General features: G+C 65.0%; 19 protein-coding genes and 1 tRNA gene. 15 read left to right on the top strand and 5 right to left on the bottom strand.

Features of this window, described 5'->3' with window-relative positions; genetic code table 11:
- Positions 1–83 precede the first annotated feature (83 nt).
- From fabF to WIX41_RS04780, 10 genes are all read left to right on the top strand, one after another.
- Positions 84–1,346 (top strand): beta-ketoacyl-ACP synthase II, encoded by a 1,263-nt coding sequence (gene fabF / locus WIX41_RS04825; protein WP_339446020.1) that lies wholly within the window; start codon positions 84–86, stop codon positions 1,344–1,346.
- A 168-nt stretch (positions 1,347–1,514) separates the two neighbouring features.
- Positions 1,515–2,906 carry an aminodeoxychorismate synthase component I gene (locus WIX41_RS04820; RefSeq protein WP_339446019.1) on the top strand — a complete coding sequence of 464 codons (1,392 nt, stop codon included), beginning with the start codon at positions 1,515–1,517 and terminating at the stop codon, positions 2,904–2,906.
- 105 nt (positions 2,907–3,011) lie between these two features.
- Positions 3,012–4,073 (top strand): endolytic transglycosylase MltG, encoded by a 1,062-nt coding sequence (gene mltG / locus WIX41_RS04815; protein WP_339446018.1) that lies wholly within the window; start codon positions 3,012–3,014, stop codon positions 4,071–4,073.
- A complete protein-coding gene (gene tmk / locus WIX41_RS04810) occupies positions 4,070–4,738 on the top strand; it encodes a dTMP kinase (RefSeq protein ID WP_339446017.1) in 669 nt (222 codons plus the stop codon). Before mltG ends, tmk begins: the two co-directional genes overlap by 4 nt.
- A complete protein-coding gene (locus WIX41_RS04805) occupies positions 4,731–5,690 on the top strand; it encodes a DNA polymerase III subunit delta' (RefSeq protein ID WP_339446016.1) in 960 nt (319 codons plus the stop codon). Before tmk ends, WIX41_RS04805 begins: the two co-directional genes overlap by 8 nt.
- Positions 5,687–6,040 carry a PilZ domain-containing protein gene (locus WIX41_RS04800; protein ID WP_214900535.1) on the top strand — a complete coding sequence of 118 codons (354 nt, stop codon included), beginning with the start codon at positions 5,687–5,689 and terminating at the stop codon, positions 6,038–6,040. The genes WIX41_RS04805 and WIX41_RS04800 overlap by 4 nt, the downstream gene beginning before the upstream one ends.
- A 65-nt stretch (positions 6,041–6,105) precedes the next feature.
- Positions 6,106–6,180 (top strand) — tRNA-Val (locus tag WIX41_RS04795).
- A 221-nt stretch (positions 6,181–6,401) separates the two neighbouring features.
- Positions 6,402–6,890, top strand: a complete 489-nt coding sequence (locus WIX41_RS04790; protein WP_339446015.1) for a hypothetical protein — start codon at positions 6,402–6,404, stop codon at positions 6,888–6,890.
- Positions 6,880–7,119 (top strand): hypothetical protein, encoded by a 240-nt coding sequence (locus tag WIX41_RS04785; protein WP_339446014.1) that lies wholly within the window; start codon positions 6,880–6,882, stop codon positions 7,117–7,119. Before WIX41_RS04790 ends, WIX41_RS04785 begins: the two co-directional genes overlap by 11 nt.
- Positions 7,120–7,533: 414 nt before the next feature.
- Positions 7,534–7,818, top strand: coding sequence for a SymE family type I addiction module toxin (locus WIX41_RS04780; RefSeq protein ID WP_339446013.1), 285 nt, complete (start codon positions 7,534–7,536; stop codon positions 7,816–7,818).
- A gap of 76 nt (positions 7,819–7,894) precedes the next feature.
- On the opposite strand, the gene WIX41_RS04775 is transcribed toward WIX41_RS04780, so the two are convergent.
- Together WIX41_RS04775 and WIX41_RS04770 are read right to left on the bottom strand one after the other, a co-directional pair.
- Entirely contained in the window at positions 7,895–8,044 is a 150-nt protein-coding gene (locus WIX41_RS04775; RefSeq protein WP_339446012.1) for a hypothetical protein, read from the bottom strand.
- Complete coding sequence (locus WIX41_RS04770; protein ID WP_339446011.1) at positions 8,037–8,531, bottom strand: lipocalin-like domain-containing protein; 495 nt, start codon at positions 8,529–8,531, stop codon at positions 8,037–8,039. The genes WIX41_RS04775 and WIX41_RS04770 overlap by 8 nt, the downstream gene beginning before the upstream one ends.
- 117 nt (positions 8,532–8,648) lie before the next feature.
- Here WIX41_RS04770 and WIX41_RS04765 point away from each other — a divergent pair, with 117 nt between their 5' ends.
- Positions 8,649–9,479 carry a LysR family transcriptional regulator gene (locus WIX41_RS04765; RefSeq protein ID WP_339446010.1) on the top strand — a complete coding sequence of 277 codons (831 nt, stop codon included), beginning with the start codon at positions 8,649–8,651 and terminating at the stop codon, positions 9,477–9,479.
- Between the two features lie 57 nt (positions 9,480–9,536).
- Here WIX41_RS04765 and WIX41_RS04760 read toward each other — a convergent pair whose 3' ends face one another.
- Positions 9,537–10,499 (bottom strand): AraC family transcriptional regulator, encoded by a 963-nt coding sequence (locus WIX41_RS04760; protein ID WP_339446009.1) that lies wholly within the window; start codon positions 10,497–10,499, stop codon positions 9,537–9,539.
- Positions 10,500–10,587: 88 nt separating this feature from the next.
- On the opposite strand from WIX41_RS04760, the gene WIX41_RS04755 reads away from it, so the two are divergent.
- The 4 genes from WIX41_RS04755 (at position 10,588) to WIX41_RS04740 (ending at position 14,203) form a co-directional block, all read left to right on the top strand.
- Entirely contained in the window at positions 10,588–11,421 is an 834-nt protein-coding gene (locus WIX41_RS04755) for an oxidoreductase (protein WP_339446008.1), read from the top strand.
- Between the two features lie 79 nt (positions 11,422–11,500).
- Positions 11,501–11,734 carry a hypothetical protein gene (locus WIX41_RS04750; RefSeq protein ID WP_339446007.1) on the top strand — a complete coding sequence of 78 codons (234 nt, stop codon included), beginning with the start codon at positions 11,501–11,503 and terminating at the stop codon, positions 11,732–11,734.
- Between the two features lie 89 nt (positions 11,735–11,823).
- Entirely contained in the window at positions 11,824–12,789 is a 966-nt protein-coding gene (locus WIX41_RS04745; protein ID WP_339446006.1) for an alpha/beta hydrolase family protein, read from the top strand.
- 40 nt (positions 12,790–12,829) lie between these two features.
- Positions 12,830–14,203 carry a serine hydrolase domain-containing protein gene (locus WIX41_RS04740; protein ID WP_339446005.1) on the top strand — a complete coding sequence of 458 codons (1,374 nt, stop codon included), beginning with the start codon at positions 12,830–12,832 and terminating at the stop codon, positions 14,201–14,203.
- Positions 14,204–14,240: 37 nt separating this feature from the next.
- On the opposite strand, the gene WIX41_RS04735 is transcribed toward WIX41_RS04740, so the two are convergent.
- Complete coding sequence (locus tag WIX41_RS04735; protein ID WP_339446004.1) at positions 14,241–15,479, bottom strand: FG-GAP repeat domain-containing protein; 1,239 nt, start codon at positions 15,477–15,479, stop codon at positions 14,241–14,243.
- Positions 15,480–15,495: 16 nt separating this feature from the next.
- Positions 15,496–16,482 (bottom strand): hypothetical protein, encoded by a 987-nt coding sequence (locus WIX41_RS04730; RefSeq protein ID WP_339446003.1) that lies wholly within the window; start codon positions 16,480–16,482, stop codon positions 15,496–15,498.
- Positions 16,483–16,484: the final 2 nt, after the last annotated feature.

Genomic DNA, 16,484 nt, shown 5'->3' with positions numbered 1-16,484 from the left:
CCCATGGGGCCGCGCTTGCGGCCCTGTGCTTTTGAGCGTTACACCGCGTCAACCCCGCAACACCCGGGTCAGGAGAATCTGCAATGAAACGTCGCGTCGTCGTTACCGGCATGGGCATGGTCTCGCCGTTGGGCAATGATATGGCCACCAGTTGGAAGGGCATCACCGAAGGCCGTTCCGGCATCGGCCCGCTGACCAATGTTTCGCAGGCTTACCTGGACCGTTTCACCACCAAGATCGCAGGTGAGGTCAGGGACTTCGACATCACCGCCGACAATGAACAGTTCGGCAAATTCCGGGTCAGTGGCAAGGATGCCAGGAAGATGGATCCGTTCATTCATTACGGCCTCGGTGCCGCCTTCATGGCCTTGAACGATTCGGGCCTGGAGATCACCGACGGCAATGCCGAACGCATCGGCGCCATCGTGGGCGCGGGCATCGGCGGCCTGCTGGGCATCGAGGAACAGACCATCGAGTTCCACGAGGGCAAGAAGATCTCGCCCTTCTACGTGCCCAAGACCATCATCAACATGCTGCCCGGCCAGCTGAGCATCATCACCGGTTTGAAGGGCCCGTCGTTCTCGGCGGTGTCGGCCTGCGCCACCTCCAACCATTCCATCGGCACCGCCATGCGCATGATCCAGTACGGCGACGCGGACGTGATGGTGGTGGGCGGTGCCGAGCGCGGCTCTTCGCCGACCGCACTGGGCGGCTTCTGCGCCATGAAGGCCATGAGCACCCGCAACGACGCCCCGGGCGAAGCATCGCGCCCGTGGGACAAGGAGCGCGACGGGTTCGTGCTCGGTGACGGTGCCGGCATCCTGATCCTGGAAGAATACGAACACGCCAAGGCACGCGGCGCGCGCATCTACGCCGAGCTTGCCGGCTTCGGCGCCAGCTCGGACGCGTACCACATGACGGCCCCGAGCGAGAACGGCGAAGGTGCAGCCCGCTGCATGACCATGGCCCTCAAGGACGCCGGCGTCAGCCCGGACCAGGTGGGTTACCTCAACGCGCACGGCACCTCCACGCCGCTGGGCGACCTGGGCGAAACCATGGCCATGAAGACCGCCTTCGGCGACCACGCCTACAAGATGATGGTCAGCTCCACCAAGTCGATGACCGGCCACCTGCTCGGCGCGGCCGGCGGCGTGGAAGCCATCTTCTCGGTGCTGGCGCTGCGCGACAACATCATTCCGCCCACCATCAACCTGCACGAAGCGGGCGAGGGCTGCGACCTGGATTACGTGCCCAACACCGCACGCGAGGCCAAGGTGGATGTGGTGATGTCCAACGGCTTCGGCTTCGGCGGCACCAACGGCACGCTGGTGTTCAAGCGCGTCTGAGTTCCACGCCGCGACAGACGTCAACCAAGGCCGCCCACCGGGCGGCCTTGGCACATCTGCGCAATGTGCGTGATTTCATCGCCCGCGACACCCGGTAGCGCCGGCCGTTGGCCGGCCCTCACAATGTTCCCCCGGCCCTGGCCGGCCCAGACCCCTGCCGGTATCCCGATGTTCCAGACCCGCCTGCTACCCGCCACCACCGACCTGCTCGCGCTCCAGCGCCTGGCACCGCAGCGTTACCCGCTGCTGATGGAATCCACCGCCTCGGGCACCGCCCAGGGCCGCTGGGACCTGCTGCTGATGGGCAACGGTGAATCACTGGCGCTGCATGCCGATGGCGTCGTGCGCGACCACAGCGGCGCTGCGCATGAAGGCCGCTTTCTGGACGTGCTTGACGCGCACTGGCACGCACTTCGGTTGCCGCGTGAGGGCACGCCTGATTCGCCTTCGCCAGTTCCTGGCGCAGGGCCCGGCCTGCCGTTCCGTGGCGGCTGGGCGCTGATGCTCGACTACGAACTGGCCGGCCAGATCGAAACCGTGCTCGCCCTGCCGGCACGCGCCGACGGCCTGCCCAGCGCGTTCGCGCTGCGCTGCCCGGCCGCGGTGCTGCACGACCGCCTACTGGACCAGTTCCACGCCGTGTGCGAGACCGGGCACGCCGCTCAGCTCGATACGCTCCTGCAGGACCTGGAAGCCACAGCCACGCTGCCGCCGCTGCCGCAGTGGCAGCCACCAGCCGAGATGGAAGAAGACGCGCCCACGCGCTTCACCGACGGCGTGGGCAAGGTCATCGACTATCTGCGTGCCGGCGACGTGTTCCAGGTGAACCTTTCGCGACGGTGGGTCGCGCACTTCGATGGTGCGCTCGCACCGCAGGCACTGTACGCCCAGCTGCGCGTGGCCAACCCGGCCCCGTTCGCCGGCCTGTTCATCGCGCAGGGCAGGGCGGTGGTGAGTTCTTCGCCGGAGCGCCTGGTGTCGGTGCATGGCGACGACGTGCAGACCCGCCCCATCGCCGGCACCCGGCCGCGCTTTGCTGGCGACGACGATGCCGAGCGCATCCGCGAACTGGTGGGCCACCCCAAGGAGCGCGCTGAGCACGTGATGCTGATCGACCTGGAGCGCAACGACCTGGGCCGCATCTGCACCGCCGGCAGCGTCGAAGTGGACGAACTGATGAGCGTGGAAAGCTACGCGCACGTGCACCACATCGTGAGCAACGTGCGTGGCCGCCTGCGCCCGGGCGTGAGCCCCGGCCAGGTGATTGCCGCCACCTTCCCCGGCGGCACCATCACCGGCTGCCCGAAGGTGCGCTGCATGCAGATCATCGCCGAACTCGAACAGACCGCCCGCGGCGCCTACACCGGCGCGTTCGGCTGGCTGAACCGCGACGGCGACCTGGACCTGAACATCCTCATCCGCACCGCCGAAGTGGCCGGCAGCCAGGCCGCCTTCCGCACTGGCGCCGGCATCGTCGTGGATTCGGACCCGGTCAAGGAACTGGACGAAACCCGCGCCAAGGCCCGTGGCCTGATGCGCGCCCTGGGTCGCCACGACTGACGTAAGTGTGCGTGCATCACCCGCACGGTATCCTGTAAAGGAAAACACCCGGTAGCGCCGGCCGTTGTCCGGCCCACCGGATGCATCAACAACTGTGAGGTGACCATGGCGGGTGCGAAACGGGGTTGTCTGGCCATACTGACGGTGCTGCTGCTCGGCGCACTGCTGCTGGCCGCCGCAGGCGCATGGTTCTGGCACAGCCAGAGCGGCTTCGCCGACACGCCCATCAGCCCCGACCAGCCCAGCGTCGTCATCGCCCCGGGCGATGGCCTGCAAACCGTCGTGCGCAAGCTGCGCGACGCCGGCGTGGATGAAGGCAACGACACCCAGTGGCAACTGCTGGCGCGCCAGCTCGACGCTGCCGGCAAGCTCAAGGTGGGCGAATACGCGCTGGATGCCACGCTCACCCCGCGCGAACTGCTCACCCGCATGCGCCAGGGCCGCACCCTGCAACACCGCGTGACGATCGTCGAAGGCTGGAACATCCGCCAGCTGCGCGCCGCGCTCAAACGCGCCGATCCGCTCATCCACAAGACCGACGCACTGGACGACGCCGCGCTGATGAAGACGCTTGGCTTCCCCGGCCAGCACCCGGAAGGGCGCTTCCTGCCCGAAACCTACGTCTACCAGCGGGGCGACACCGACCTGGATGTGCTCAAGCGCGCCCATGCCGCCATGGAAAAGGAACTGGCCGCGGCCTGGGAAAGCCGCGTTGACGAGCTGCCGCTGAATTCGCCCTACGAACTGCTGATCCTGGCGTCCATCATCGAAAAAGAAACCGCACTGCCCAGCGAACGGCCGCAGATTGCGGGTGTGTTCGCACGCCGCCTGAAAATGGGCATGCGCCTGCAGACCGACCCCACCGTCATCTACGGCATTGGCAGCAGCTACGACGGCAACATCCGCAAGCGCGACCTCATCACCGATACGCCCTACAACACTTACACGCGTGCCGGGCTCCCCCCGACCCCTATCGCCATGCCGGGCCGCGACGCCCTGCAGGCCGCCGCACGCCCCGCCGGAGGCGATGCCCTGTACTTCGTGGCCGTGGGCGATGGCAGTGGCGCGCACGTGTTCTCGGCCACCTACACCGACCACAACGCTGCGGTGGCCCGTTACCTGCAGCAGCTGCGCCAGCAGCGCAGCAGCCAGGCGACCCCGCAATGAGCCACGCACTGCGCCGCCACCCGCGGTTCATCAGCCTGGAAGGCGGCGAGGGCGCCGGCAAGACCACCGCCCTCAACGCCATCCGCAGCGCCCTGCAGGCGCAGGGCCATGAGGTTGTGCTCACCCGCGAACCCGGCGGCACCCCGCTGGCCGAACGCATCCGTGCGCTGGTGCTGACCCCGGATGCGGACATCGCCAACGAGCCGCTCAGCGCCGAAGCCGAACTGCTGCTGGTGTTCGCCGCCCGTGCCCAGCACGTGCGCCAGGTGATCGAACCGGCCCTGTGCCGGGGCTGCTACGTGCTCAGCGACCGCTTCACCGATTCCAGCTACGCCTACCAGGGCGGCGGCCGTGGCCTGGAGCCGGCGTGGATCGCCGACCTGGAACGCCGGGCCGTGGGCCTGCTGCCCGGCCTGACCCTGCTGCTGGACGTGGACGTGACCATAGGGCGCGCCCGCGCCAACGGCCGCGACCTGTGGCCGGACCGCATCGAAAGCGAGCAGGACGATTTCTTCCAGCGCGTGCGCGCGGTCTTCCGTGAGCGCGCCACCCAGGATCCCACGCGTTTCCGCCTCATCGACGCCAGCCAGGACCAGGCCGGCGTGGCCGCCCAGGTGGTGGCCGCCATCGAGGCATGGCTGGCGCAGGAGCAGGGCAATGACTGACGCGTTTTCCCCCTGGCAGCAGCGCGCCTACGACCAGACCATCGCCGCGCTCGATGCCGGCCGGCTCGGCCACGGCCTGCTGATCTGCGGCCCGGCCGGGCTGGGCAAGCGCGAGGTGGCGCTGCGCATGGCCACCCACGTGCTGACCCGGGGCGAGCCGGCCGCTGCCAAGCGCAGCGCCCAGCTGATCGCCGCCGGCACCCACCCGGACCTGCAACTGGTCTCGTTCATTCCAAACAAGTCCGGCGACAAGCTGCGCACCGAGATCGTCATCGAACAGGTGCGCGAGATATCCCAGAAGCTCTCGCTCACCCCGCAGTACGGCATCGCCCAGGTAGTGGTGGTGGACCCGGCCGACGCCATCAACCGCGCCGCCTGCAACGCCCTGCTCAAGACCCTGGAAGAACCGCAGCCCGGTCGCTACCTGTGGCTGATCAGCAGTGACCCGGCGCGCCTGCCGGCCACCGTGCGCAGCCGCTGCCAGCGCCTGGAATTCAAGCTGCCGCCGCGCGAGGAAAGCCTGGCCTGGCTGCAGGCCCAAGGCCACAGCGAGGCCAGCGCCCGCGAAGCCCTGGACGCTGCCCGCGGCCACCCCGGGCTGGCCGACGACTGGCTGCGCAACGACGGCCTGGCCCTGCGCCGGCAGGTCGCCAGCGACCTGGAAGCGCTGGTGGCCGGGCGCTCGGGCGCGGTGGAACTGGCCCAGCGCTGGACCGCTGACGACCACGCCGCCCTGCGCCTGCGCCATGCCGCCGACCTGGCGCTGGCCCAGGCCACCGGGGGCGGCTTGACCGATCCCGAGCGATTGCACAAGCTGGGCGCCTGGTTCGACGCCGCCAACCGTACCCGCGATCTGTTGCGCACCACCGTGCGCGCCGACCTGGCGGTGGTGGAATTGTTGTTGGCCTGGAACAAGGTCAACGAGCGGCACGCAAAGGGGAATAGAGCATGAGCGCCACCAACGCCCGCCAGGGCATCCTGTCGCTGGCCGTCAAGGACAAAGCGGCGCTGTACAGCGCGTACATGCCGTTCGTGAAGAACGGCGGCATCTTCGTGCCCACGCCCAAGCGCTACTTCCTGGGCGATGAAGTGTTCCTGCTGCTGAGCCTGCCCGATTCCAGCGAGCGCCTGCCGGTGGCCGGCAAGGTGGTCTGGGTGACCCCGGCCGGTGCCCAGGGCAACCGCGCGGCGGGCATCGGCGTGCAGCTGGCCGACGGCCAGGAAGGCGAGAACGTCCGCAACAGGATCGAGACCGCGCTGGCCGGCACCCTGAACTCGGACAAGCCCACGCACACGATGTGAAGAAATTCACGAAAACCCGTTGACGCCAAATTTCGCCGCCCTATAATGAGCGGCTCAGCAGCATCGGGCGGTTAGCTCAGCGGTAGAGCATTGCCTTCACACGGCAAGGGTCACAAGTTCGAACCTTGTACCGCCCACCATGATTCAGTCGAAGAAGCCTCCGGAAACGGGGGCTTTTTTGTTGTGTCCGTTCCGCCGGTTGGCCAGGACGCTCGGATGAGACGCAGGTCAGTTGCGACGCAACTGTAGGCGGCATCGATGAAATCCGGAAAAGGAGACGAAACAATCGATTTTCCATCTGGTTCGTCCTTCGGCAGGGTGTTTCTTCCGATCTCGAATCATCGCGCCTCAGGGACACGTCATGAACAGCCTCTCCGGTCCGGAAGATGCATACAGAAGTCTGGTCGAAAAGGGTCCAGAGGGGTGGATCTATGGCCTGGTGGCATTTGCCGTCCTGGAGGAGCAGCGGATTGAGTGGATGCGTCACATCGAGTCAAGGTCTGGTTGTCTCCCCAACAGTGAGCAGATTCGGGAATGGTACGAACAGCAGCCTGCTTCTACGCTGATCCGAGCGCGAGGCACCGCCGAGAGCATGCTGGGTGACTATGCCGAAGATCTCGCCAAATCCATGGATGAGAACCACAGAAGGGCAATACTGGACGATGTAATAGTTGCCGAAATTCGATCGAACAATCGGTTCTGGCCCCAGTTTGGCGCCAACGTCGCTGCTGGACTTGTTGGTACGGTCCTGTTTTCAGTTCTTCTTGTATTGATCGTGCTGGTGGCCTTACGTGATCCTTCGCCTGTTGCGATGATCAAGCAGGTTCAGGAGGTCCAGCGTGGCAAATGACAGCATTCTCCAACGCGCGTCGCTGGCGGCCTTCAAGGTGCTCACCGACAGCGCCAACAGCAAGAAGGCGAAGCTGGCCTTGGGCCTGGACTCGTCTCAGCACCGATCAAGCGAAATGATTCGCTCGCCGGCAAAATCTGCTGCATACCGAATCATCAGAGATCCTTCGAAAAGCAAGGCGGCCATGATTGCAGCGGAGCTGGCCCTGACAAGACGTCCGAAGCGGTAGTTTCCGACACGTTTCGTGTGGAGTACTTGATGCTCTTCTTTGTACTCGACGTGCAGTTCGCATGCCGAGGTGTGAACTGCATTCGCCGATCTGTGAGTAGGTGTGGTCGCTTGCGTCATCACTTAGGCTTCGTCAACCAAGATCGTTAGATCCAGAGATACAAACGATTTCCCAGCTTCCGCATCATCCTGCATGGTGTTCTACAGAGCCTAGAAACTCTTGAAATTGCACAATGTTGGACGTTTCTTTGTCGGGAGGGCGGCTAATACAAGACCTTCATGGAAATACGCCCGCCGGTTTGTGCAGTTTCACGGTTTCTAGCCTCCCGACGCCCTTGTCATCTCGACAGGAGCCACACGTGCCGGAGGTCCAACATGTTTTAGATCGCGGGCTCACACGCCCAACGAGTATGAATTGCGCCCCAAGCGCAAACCCTATTCCCGCCCGCCACGCACCTATAGGGTGTGTGCGCATTGGTACGAACCGCAGGATGGGATGGGGCGCTACGAACCCATTCCCTGCCTCAGGCTGAGTGGCCGCTGGTTGCGGGATACCGGCTTCGTGATTGGCGCCAAGGGGGCGGTTGAGGTGAAAGAGGGCTCCATCACCCTCACGGTGATCGAAACGCCCGCGCCGGTTGCTCCGAAGGTTCCCCGCAAGGTGCAGCGTGAGCTGGCCCGCCTTGGGAGGATGTCATGAGCAGGCGCGCACTCATGCGGGCGAAGATGGAAGACACGTTGCGGGCCAACTTCCAGGCTGCTCCAACGGTGAAGGATCACGGCATGAAGCTCAGGGGCAGGACGCGCGGCAGGCTGCGCACGCTGTCGCCGCGCGACATCCCGGTACTGGACGAATTGCCGATCGCACTGGCCCCGCTTGCCGGGCTGGTCACGCAGCGTCCGTCCATGCCCAGCGTCTCAGTCAACCCGTCGCCATACGGAGATGGGCACGCTGCCATCCGCTCTTGGCGGCACGGTGTACCGCAGCTCCGCGCCATCGCGCGTGTACTTGCGTCGCTGGGTCGTGCCTTCCCAGTTGGGGAAAGACGCCCCGTCAATCGAGAACACCAGTTCGCCCGCCCGTTCGTCGATGGCCAGCGCACCGTAGTGGGTGCTGCTGCCCATGACCGCAGCGCGGAATTCGTCGGCGCTGCCATCGGCCTTGCTGTTGCTGCCAAACCGCAGGCGGTCGGACCGGAAGATCTGCAGCGAGTACTGCCCCGTGGCGTCGACCATCAGCGTGCCCTTCGGACGTTCCCCGTAGTCGCGGGTGATCTCGCCGTTGGGCAGCCGCTTGTCGGCGGCCACCAGTATCCAGGTGCCCTGCAGCGGGAAGGGGCGCGGCTGCGCCTGTGCATCGCGTGCACCCAGGCCGGCCAGCAGGGCGAACAGGGCGCCAGTCAGTAACTTCATCAGGTGGGTCCTCATGGCGTGGGTGGATGCGCCAAGCCTGGACCGCTTGAGTCATGCAATAAAGGCATCTATAAGGATATCTGTCATTTCAGAATTGAATGATTGGACATGAGAGCCATGGACGTGGAAGCGGTCAGGGCGTTCCTGCTGGCCGGTGACCTGAAAAGCTTCACCCGGGCCGCAGAGGTGATGGGCACCACGCAGTCGGCGATCAGCCTCAAGCTGCGGCGGCTGGAGGAACAGCTTGGCCGCCGGCTGCTGGAGCGCACCCCGCGTCATGTGCGCCTCTCGGCCGAAGGGCTGGCCTTTCTCGGCGTCGCGCGCGAGCTGGTGTTGTCCCACGACCGCGCGGCGGCGGCCTTCACGACCGAGCCGCGCAGGTTGTCGATCGGGATCAATCAGCAGCTGGTTGGCAGCGAGCTGCCGGTGCTGCTGGGGAAGATGCGCGACCACGACCCCAACCTGCTGGTCGAAATACGCATTGCCGGCACCAATGAGCTCATGCAGGCCCAGCAGCGCGGGGAGCTGGATGCCGTGATGGTGCTGCGCCCTGAAGAAGGGGGCAAGCGTGGCAGGATCGCGTTCCAGGAATCCTTCTCATGGTTTGCGGCGCCGGGTTGGGAACGGTTCGCAGGCCAGCCATTGCCGTTGGCAACGCAGGGCGAGCCATGCCGCATCCGCCTTGAGGCCGTGCGCGCGCTCGACCGTGCAGGCATCGCGTGGCGCGAGGTCTTCATCGGCAAGGGTGCCGCGATCCTGGGTGCCGCCGCCGTGGCAGGCCTGGCGGTGGCCGTACTGGCGCGGCGCGCGGCACCACCCGGCACGGTGGACGTGGGCGGGCCATTCTCGCTGCCGCCGATCCGAGCGCAGGACGTGATGCTCTACAGCAACCTGAGCGACAGACGCACCCGCGAGGCGCTGCGCGTCGTCACCTTGGCTTTCCAGTGAGATGGCGGGCTGCGACCCGCCGGCATGTACTGGCAAATGCCATCCAGGTGCTCGCCCTCAGTGGGATGAAACATAGGTTGCGCCGGGCCACGCCTGCGCAACCGCAAAACTGTCGCGCATGCGCCGCGCTTCCTTCGCAGGTGTCAGCCCGAACAGGCGTTTGAACTCACGGCTGAACTGCGAGCTGCTTTCGAAACCTACCGCGTGGCAGGCGGCAGCGGCGGTCATGCCTTCCCGCACCATCAGCAGGCGTGCCTGGTGCAAACGCGTTGACTTGAGGTACTGCATGGGCGAGGTACAGGTCACGGCCTTGAAGTGACTGTGGAACGATGCTGGGCTCATGCCTGCCGCCTGCGCCAGGCCCGCAACATCCAACGGCTGGGCGTAGGTGGCGTGGATGCGCTGAAGCGCTTTGGCGATCTTTCCGAACCTTCCCTGCAGCGACAGTGCCGAGCGCATGACCGGGCCCTGTGGGCCGGTTAGCACGCGGTAGTACAGTTCGCGAAGCAACTGAGGCCCGAGCAGGGCCGACTCCATCGGGTCGGCAAGCGCCCGGAGCAGGCGCTCCAGCGACATCTGCATGGCCGCGTCCAAGGGGCTGGACAGCATGCTCTGTGGCTGCACCGCGCTTGCGCTGCCGCCTTGGCGATCGATCTCCAACGTCAGTTCGGCTGCAAGTGAAAAGTCCAGGTGCAGGTACAACGCGAGCAGCGGCGCGTCAGCCGATGCATCTGTTTCCATGGTGAAGGGTACGGGCACGGAGACGGCCAGATACTGGTCTGCGTCATACACATAGGTGCGCGGACCGAAGTAACCGCGCTTGCGGCCTTGGCAGACAATCACGATGCCGGGGTCGTAGAGGACCGGTGTCCGTGACAGTGGGCGGTCGGATCGGAGCACGCGGACGCTGGGCAGTGCGGTCGGGTTGTAACCCTCGACCAGCGCCAGTGCCAGCACGAGCGGTGCCAATGGAGGCGGCGCACGGTCCTGAAGGGTAGCGGTTGCGTCGGAGGACTTCATAGGAATAGGCAATTATCGGAGCGGAACGTGGCTTATCGGGGCGGGGTGGCAGAAGTACTGTGCACCCATCCTCATGTTGGAGTATTCCATGACGCACCCCAGGCACCTTTTCATTACCGGCGTGAGCAGCGGTTTCGGCCTTGCGCTGGCCCGCGAAGCCTTGGCTGATGGTCACAGGGTGACAGGCACGTTGCGCCAGGTTGATCGCATCGAGGCGTTCGAGGCGCTGGCGCCCGATCGCGCCCACGCACGCCTGTTGGACGTCACCGACGAGGTGGCCATCGAGAGGGTGGTCCGCGAGGTCGAGGTGGAACGTGGCCCGATCGAGGTACTGGTCAACAACGCCGGGTATGGCCACGAAGGGGTGATGGAGGAATCGCCGCTGGCGGAGATGCGCAAACAGTTCGATGTGAACGTGTTCGGCGCGGTGGCGATGATGCGGGCAGTGCTGCCGGGCATGCGTAGCCGGCGCTCCGGGCGGATCCTCAACATCACCTCGATGGGCGGCATGATCACGATGCCGGGCATCAGCTACTACTGCGGCAGCAAGTTCGCGCTGGAGGGCATCAGCGAAGCGTTGGGCAAGGAAGTGCGCGACCTTGGCATTCATGTCACTGCGGTGGCGCCGGGTTCATTCCGTACCGACTGGGCGGGGCGCTCCATGGTGCGTTCGCCGCGGTCCCTGAGCGACTATGACGCGTTGTTCGGCCCCATTCGTCAGCGTCGGCAGCAGGTCAGTGGAAAACAGCTGGGCGACCCAACGAAGGCCGCGCGCGCCATGCTGGATACCCTGGACAGCGACGCGCCTCCCGCGCATCTGCTGCTCGGCAGTGATGCCCTGACCCTGGTGCGCGAGAAGTATGTTTCCGCGCTGGATGACCTCGTGCGCTGGGAAAGCGTCACGCGCTCCACCGATGGCTGAATCAGTGCTGGCAGTGGCGAGTGCCTCCAGCCTGTGGTTTCATTCGCAGCGCATGGACCTACAGAAGGAACTACTCAACATGGAAAAGCGGGTGTGCTTCGACTTCGAAATCGAGTTCAGCAATGGAGGCGGAATCCAGGGCCAGGAATTCCGGCTTGATATTGACGGCGACGACATCGCCGACGATGCACTTGCCGACTACATCGTTCGGGACATGCGACTGCTGATGGTGGGCACGGTGCGCATCCTCAACAAGCGGATCATCGAAGAGCCGCACAAGCGCCCCGTGGATGCGCTTGACGGAGCGGAATGATGGTGTGGCGTTGCAGTGCAGCGAATGCTGCGGGCGGTCGCTTTCATGGCGATACGCCAGGAACTGGAATGCCGGCCTTGGTGGGCCGAATGGGTGTACTGCTTCTTCTGGCACTCGTTTCTTCGCCAGCTACAGCAGGAAACGCCGTATTTCATGACCACCTGCAGGTGACGCGCGTTGATGGCAGCCTGGTGGACGTGCACGTGCAACGCCCTTCCTCGAAGGGCAAGGTGCCGCTGTTGGTATACATCGACGGCTCCCTCTGCATCCCCTCGACCTACAACGAGAGCGTTGTCTGGTTGCAGGGGAAGAATGAAGGCGCCCACCCCTTTGCGCTGGCCGTGATCGAGAAGCCGGGTCCGACCGTTCCGGCGCTCAACGCCGAGGGCAATATCGAGATCGGGCCGGACTTCAACTGCAGCGAAACGTTCCGTCAGCGCTATTCCATCGATCAGCGTGTGCTCGACCATCTTCGCGTGCTGCAGTACCTGAACCGGCATGCGAGCTGGTGGAATGGCGAGTTGCTGATCTGGGGCTTCTCCGATGGAGGCCACATCGGCGCTCAGCTGGCGGCGTACTACCCGCAGACCAAGGCCGTGGCGCTGGTAGGCGTTGGCGGCGGAACGCCGATGGCTGATTCCATGGAAGCCATGGTGTGCGCCGCGCCTGCGGATACCGCGACATGCCGTGATTCTCTGCGGAGACAGATGGACGAGATCCGCGCCGCGCCGGTGCCGACGCGCGACTGGATGGGGCAATCCAATACCCACACGGCATGGGCCAGTCGTCTGGATGCGGTGGAGGCCAATGTGCTGCGCGACCTGAAGGCGCCGCTGCTGGTCGTGCATGGCGAGCGCGATGGATCAGTGCAGGTAGCGTCCGCACGGATGCTGGCGGAGCTCATGCGGGGCTCGGGCGTGGTATTCCGTTACCGGGAAGTACCGGGCATGCGACATAGCCTGTGGGGAGCGACGACTCCGCAGGAGACTGACGCACTGCACCGGGAGGTGCTCACGTGGCTGACGGGGAGGGACGATGACGCGGCACTGCGTTGAATCGTACAGAGTGCGAGCCGCGGTGCTCGTGGCGACAGCCGTGCTGCTGTTTGTCATGGGGCCTGTCGGCGCTAGCACCCCTGCAGAGACTGCGTTCGACGAATGGTTGGCAGCGTTCAACAGCAATGATGGAGCGGCGCTGCGCAAATTCAATGAGGCGCGCTTTGGCGATGCGGGCCACAATATCGAGTATCTCCTGGACAGCCGTGAAGAGACGGGCGGGCTTGCGATGGTGCGGGTTGAGCGAAATGACGCGACGACGTTCGTTGCACTGACGAAGGAAAGGAATTTTCCTGCGTATCGCCGCGTCACGGTGCAGCTTCAGAAGCCGGGCTCGCCGCTCCTCGACGAGATCTCGCAGGATCCGCTGCGCATGACGCAGGCGGACGCGCTGAAGGCGTTTGATGCATTTGCCGCGCGCCTGGCCGCAGCCGATCGGTTCTCTGGCGTGCTGGTGATCGAACAGGACGGCAAGCGGTTGTACGCAGGGCATTTTGGGCTTGCCGACCGCGAGCAGCAGGTTCCGGTCCGGCTTGATACTCCGTTCCTGTTCGCGTCGCAGGGCAAGATGTTCACGGCCGTCGCGGTGCTGCAACTGATCGGGGCAGGCAAGGTGGGCTTCGATGACCCGATTGGCAGGTACCTGGTCGACTATCCGGACAAGAAGATGGCCAAGGTCACCATTCGGCAGCTCCTGGCGCACCAGGGCGGTGCGGGGGACATGGGGGTCCTGAATCCGGATGAGGGTGAGAACCGGGCCTGGGTTCGCTCGATCGGGGACCTGATCAAACTCAATGGCAGGCGTCCTCCGGAATTCCCGCCGGGATCACGATTCGAGTATTCAAACTACGGTTTCGTCATGCTCGGTGCGCTGGTCGAGAAGGTGAGCGGACAGAGCTATTACGATTATGTCGCCGAGCACATCTTCAAACCGGCGGGCATGAAAGCAACCCGCTATCCAGTTGCAGCGCAGATGGCCACGGTTGCACGGGGCTACACGCAGGGTGAAAGCGGAGCGCTGATACCCAGTGCCGACCAGTTGCCGTGGCGCGGTTCACCGGCAGGGGGTGGGGTTTCAACCGCCGGTGACGAGGTTCGGTTCGTTGAAGCCCTCAGGGCGGGCAAGCTGATCCCGCTTCCGCTGTTGATCGAGGCAACCCGGCAGCAGACGGACTGGTACGGCTATGGCTTCATTTCATCCGGCCCGGCCGAATTCCCGCATTGGGGGCACGGGGGAGGGGCCGCTGGCAACAGCGCGGCCCTGTCGGTGTATCCGTCCAACAACATGACGATGGTGTGCCTGAGCAATCGCGACCCGCCGGTTTGCGATCGGCTGTTGACCAGCCTGCATTACCATCTCGCACCGGCGCGTCCCGCGCCGGCTGGAAAGGATGCTTCCAAACCGAAGGAATGATGTTCCGGTCCGTTGGAGCAGCCGGCCTGCGGCAGATCTAATCGTGCTGCTTCGCTCGGTTCAGCAGCAGCCGCGCCTGCGATTGCCAGCCGCCAATGAACAGGTCCGGCCTGCCATCGCCATCCAGATCGCCATGGGCCATGCTCCAGCTTCGCCCCACGGTGGTAGAAGGAATCACGGCGGCGGTGACGTCGGTGAAGACACCCTTCCCATCGTTCTGCCACGCACGCACTTGCAGCGGCACGAAGCCCGGTACATCGATCGCGCTCACCACCAGATCGGGATGACCATCATGGTTGAAGTCCACCACGGTGCCACCCCAGCTTGAGAAGCGGTGGGCGGGCAGGCGCGCACGGGTTTCGTCCTTGAAGCGGGCGTTGCCCTGGTTGATCAGCAACCGCGTCTGCGGGTCCTTGTCCCAGTCCCGGTTGTTGCTGGTGAGGTTGAAGAACACCAGGTCCAGGCGGCCATCGCCGTTGGCATCAAGGACGTGTACTTCGCGGGTCTCGGTCGGTATCTGTGGGCCCAACCGATCAGTGGCATCGGTGAAGCGGCCGCGGCCGTCGTTCAACAACAGTCGATTGATCGGATCCTGGCTGGCGATGGCCATGTCCAGGTCGCCATCGCCATCCAGATCGGCCAGCACGATGCCCTGTGCCTGCACGTCGATGGAGGGCAGGTGGGTCGTAGTGGCATCGACGAACCAGCCCGGTCGCGCACGGTCATTGAGCCACAGGAAGGGCTGCGCCACCCCGTCCTTGCCCTCGGTGGTGTTGCCCACCACGATGTCGGGCAGGCCGTCGCCATTCACATCGCCGACCGCCACGGCATTGGCCTGGCTGGTGGCGGGCAGGCGTTCACTCACCCGGGTAAACCCACCCTTGCCGTCGCCCAGGAACAGGTTGTGCTGTTCGGTGTCTTCGGCAACGAACACCACATCCATGTGGCCGTCGCCATCGAAGTCGGCCACGCGCACATGCTCGTTGTCGCCGGTGATCGAGCCGAAGGCATCGGGCTTCTGGCTGAGCTTTCCGGTGCCATCGTTGAGGTACAGCCGGTTGGCGCCGTTTTCCACCGCAACCGCGACATCCAGGTCACCATCTCCATCGGCATCCAGCAGGGCCGCATCCAGCGCGTGCAGTTCGGGGTCCGCAGGAACATGCGTCGCGGTCACGTCAGTGAAGACCTTGGCCGCAGGCCCGCTCTGGCCAGCGCAGGCAGCGGGCAAGGCAGCGGAAAGCGCGGTGAGCAGCAGGAACGGGGTGGATCTGGTCATGCTGAAGGACCTCCGGTCAGTCAACCAGCGCCAGCTGCCGTTTGAAACCCGGCCACAGCGCCAGTTTGTGGGTGACATAGGTGATCTTGCGCGTCGCGTCCTTCGAATCCACTTTGATGGACGAGGTCGTTTTGCCCTGTCGCCACAGGCCGAACATCACGATGTCAGCGCCCACCGGGAACGACTGCAGCCATGCGGCGTCGTCGTGCCCGACACTCACTTCGTAGAAGTCCATCTGGTCGGTGACGCCGGTGCGTTGGTACTTGGAGGTGCAGTTCAGGTAGGTGGCGCTGTAGCTGGCGCCGGGCGGCGGCGAGCGGTGCGACCGCACAGTGCCGACCAGCGCCATGGGCAGGTCCGTGGAAGCGGCGCCAAGCCGTTCCCACGCCTCGTCGTAACGGTCCGGCTCGTAGAAGAAGTTGCTCCACTCGATCTTTTTCTTGCCCAGGCGCAGGGTGAGTTGCGCGGCCAGCACGGCGTCGTCGTCACACATGGCACGCAGGGTGAGCAGGTCGGCGACGGTGCGCAGGTAGCTGTCCAGCCGTTGGCCGGTGCCCTGGTACGTGGTTGGGCGCCGGGTTGCCGAGGCGCTCGCGGTAGGCGCCGGTGAGGCGGGCGCTTGATTGCTGCCGCGCTTCAGCCCCTGTTGGAGCAACAGCAGCCGCAGCTCATGTTTACCGTCGTCCAGTGCCTGCAGGAAATCGGGATCGGATCCAGCGGCCAGAATGGTCTGCAGGCGACCCGGGGCATCGTATCGGCACCCACGGATATGCTCCACGCCCTTCTTCAACGCGATGTAGGCCGGCACATGGATGGGCGTGGTGCGGTCGGCCCGGGATCGGGTGTGTTCGGTCACGAACCTGACAGAAACGCCGCATCCGGGACTGTCGCAAAGCAGCGTGGGAAGGGTCTGCTGCGCATCATGGCGCTTCTGCAGGTCCTCAACGCGATGCGGGGTGCCGAACGTTCCCAGGGCCCGGCGCATCTTGATTCCGCGACTCATCT

The sequence above is a fragment of the Stenotrophomonas sp. AB1(2024) genome (genome assembly GCF_037482345.1).
Lineage (GTDB): Bacteria > Pseudomonadota > Gammaproteobacteria > Xanthomonadales > Xanthomonadaceae > Stenotrophomonas.
The sequence above is the reverse complement of the archived record's forward strand: the minus strand, read 5'-3'. Positions and strand labels throughout refer to the sequence as shown.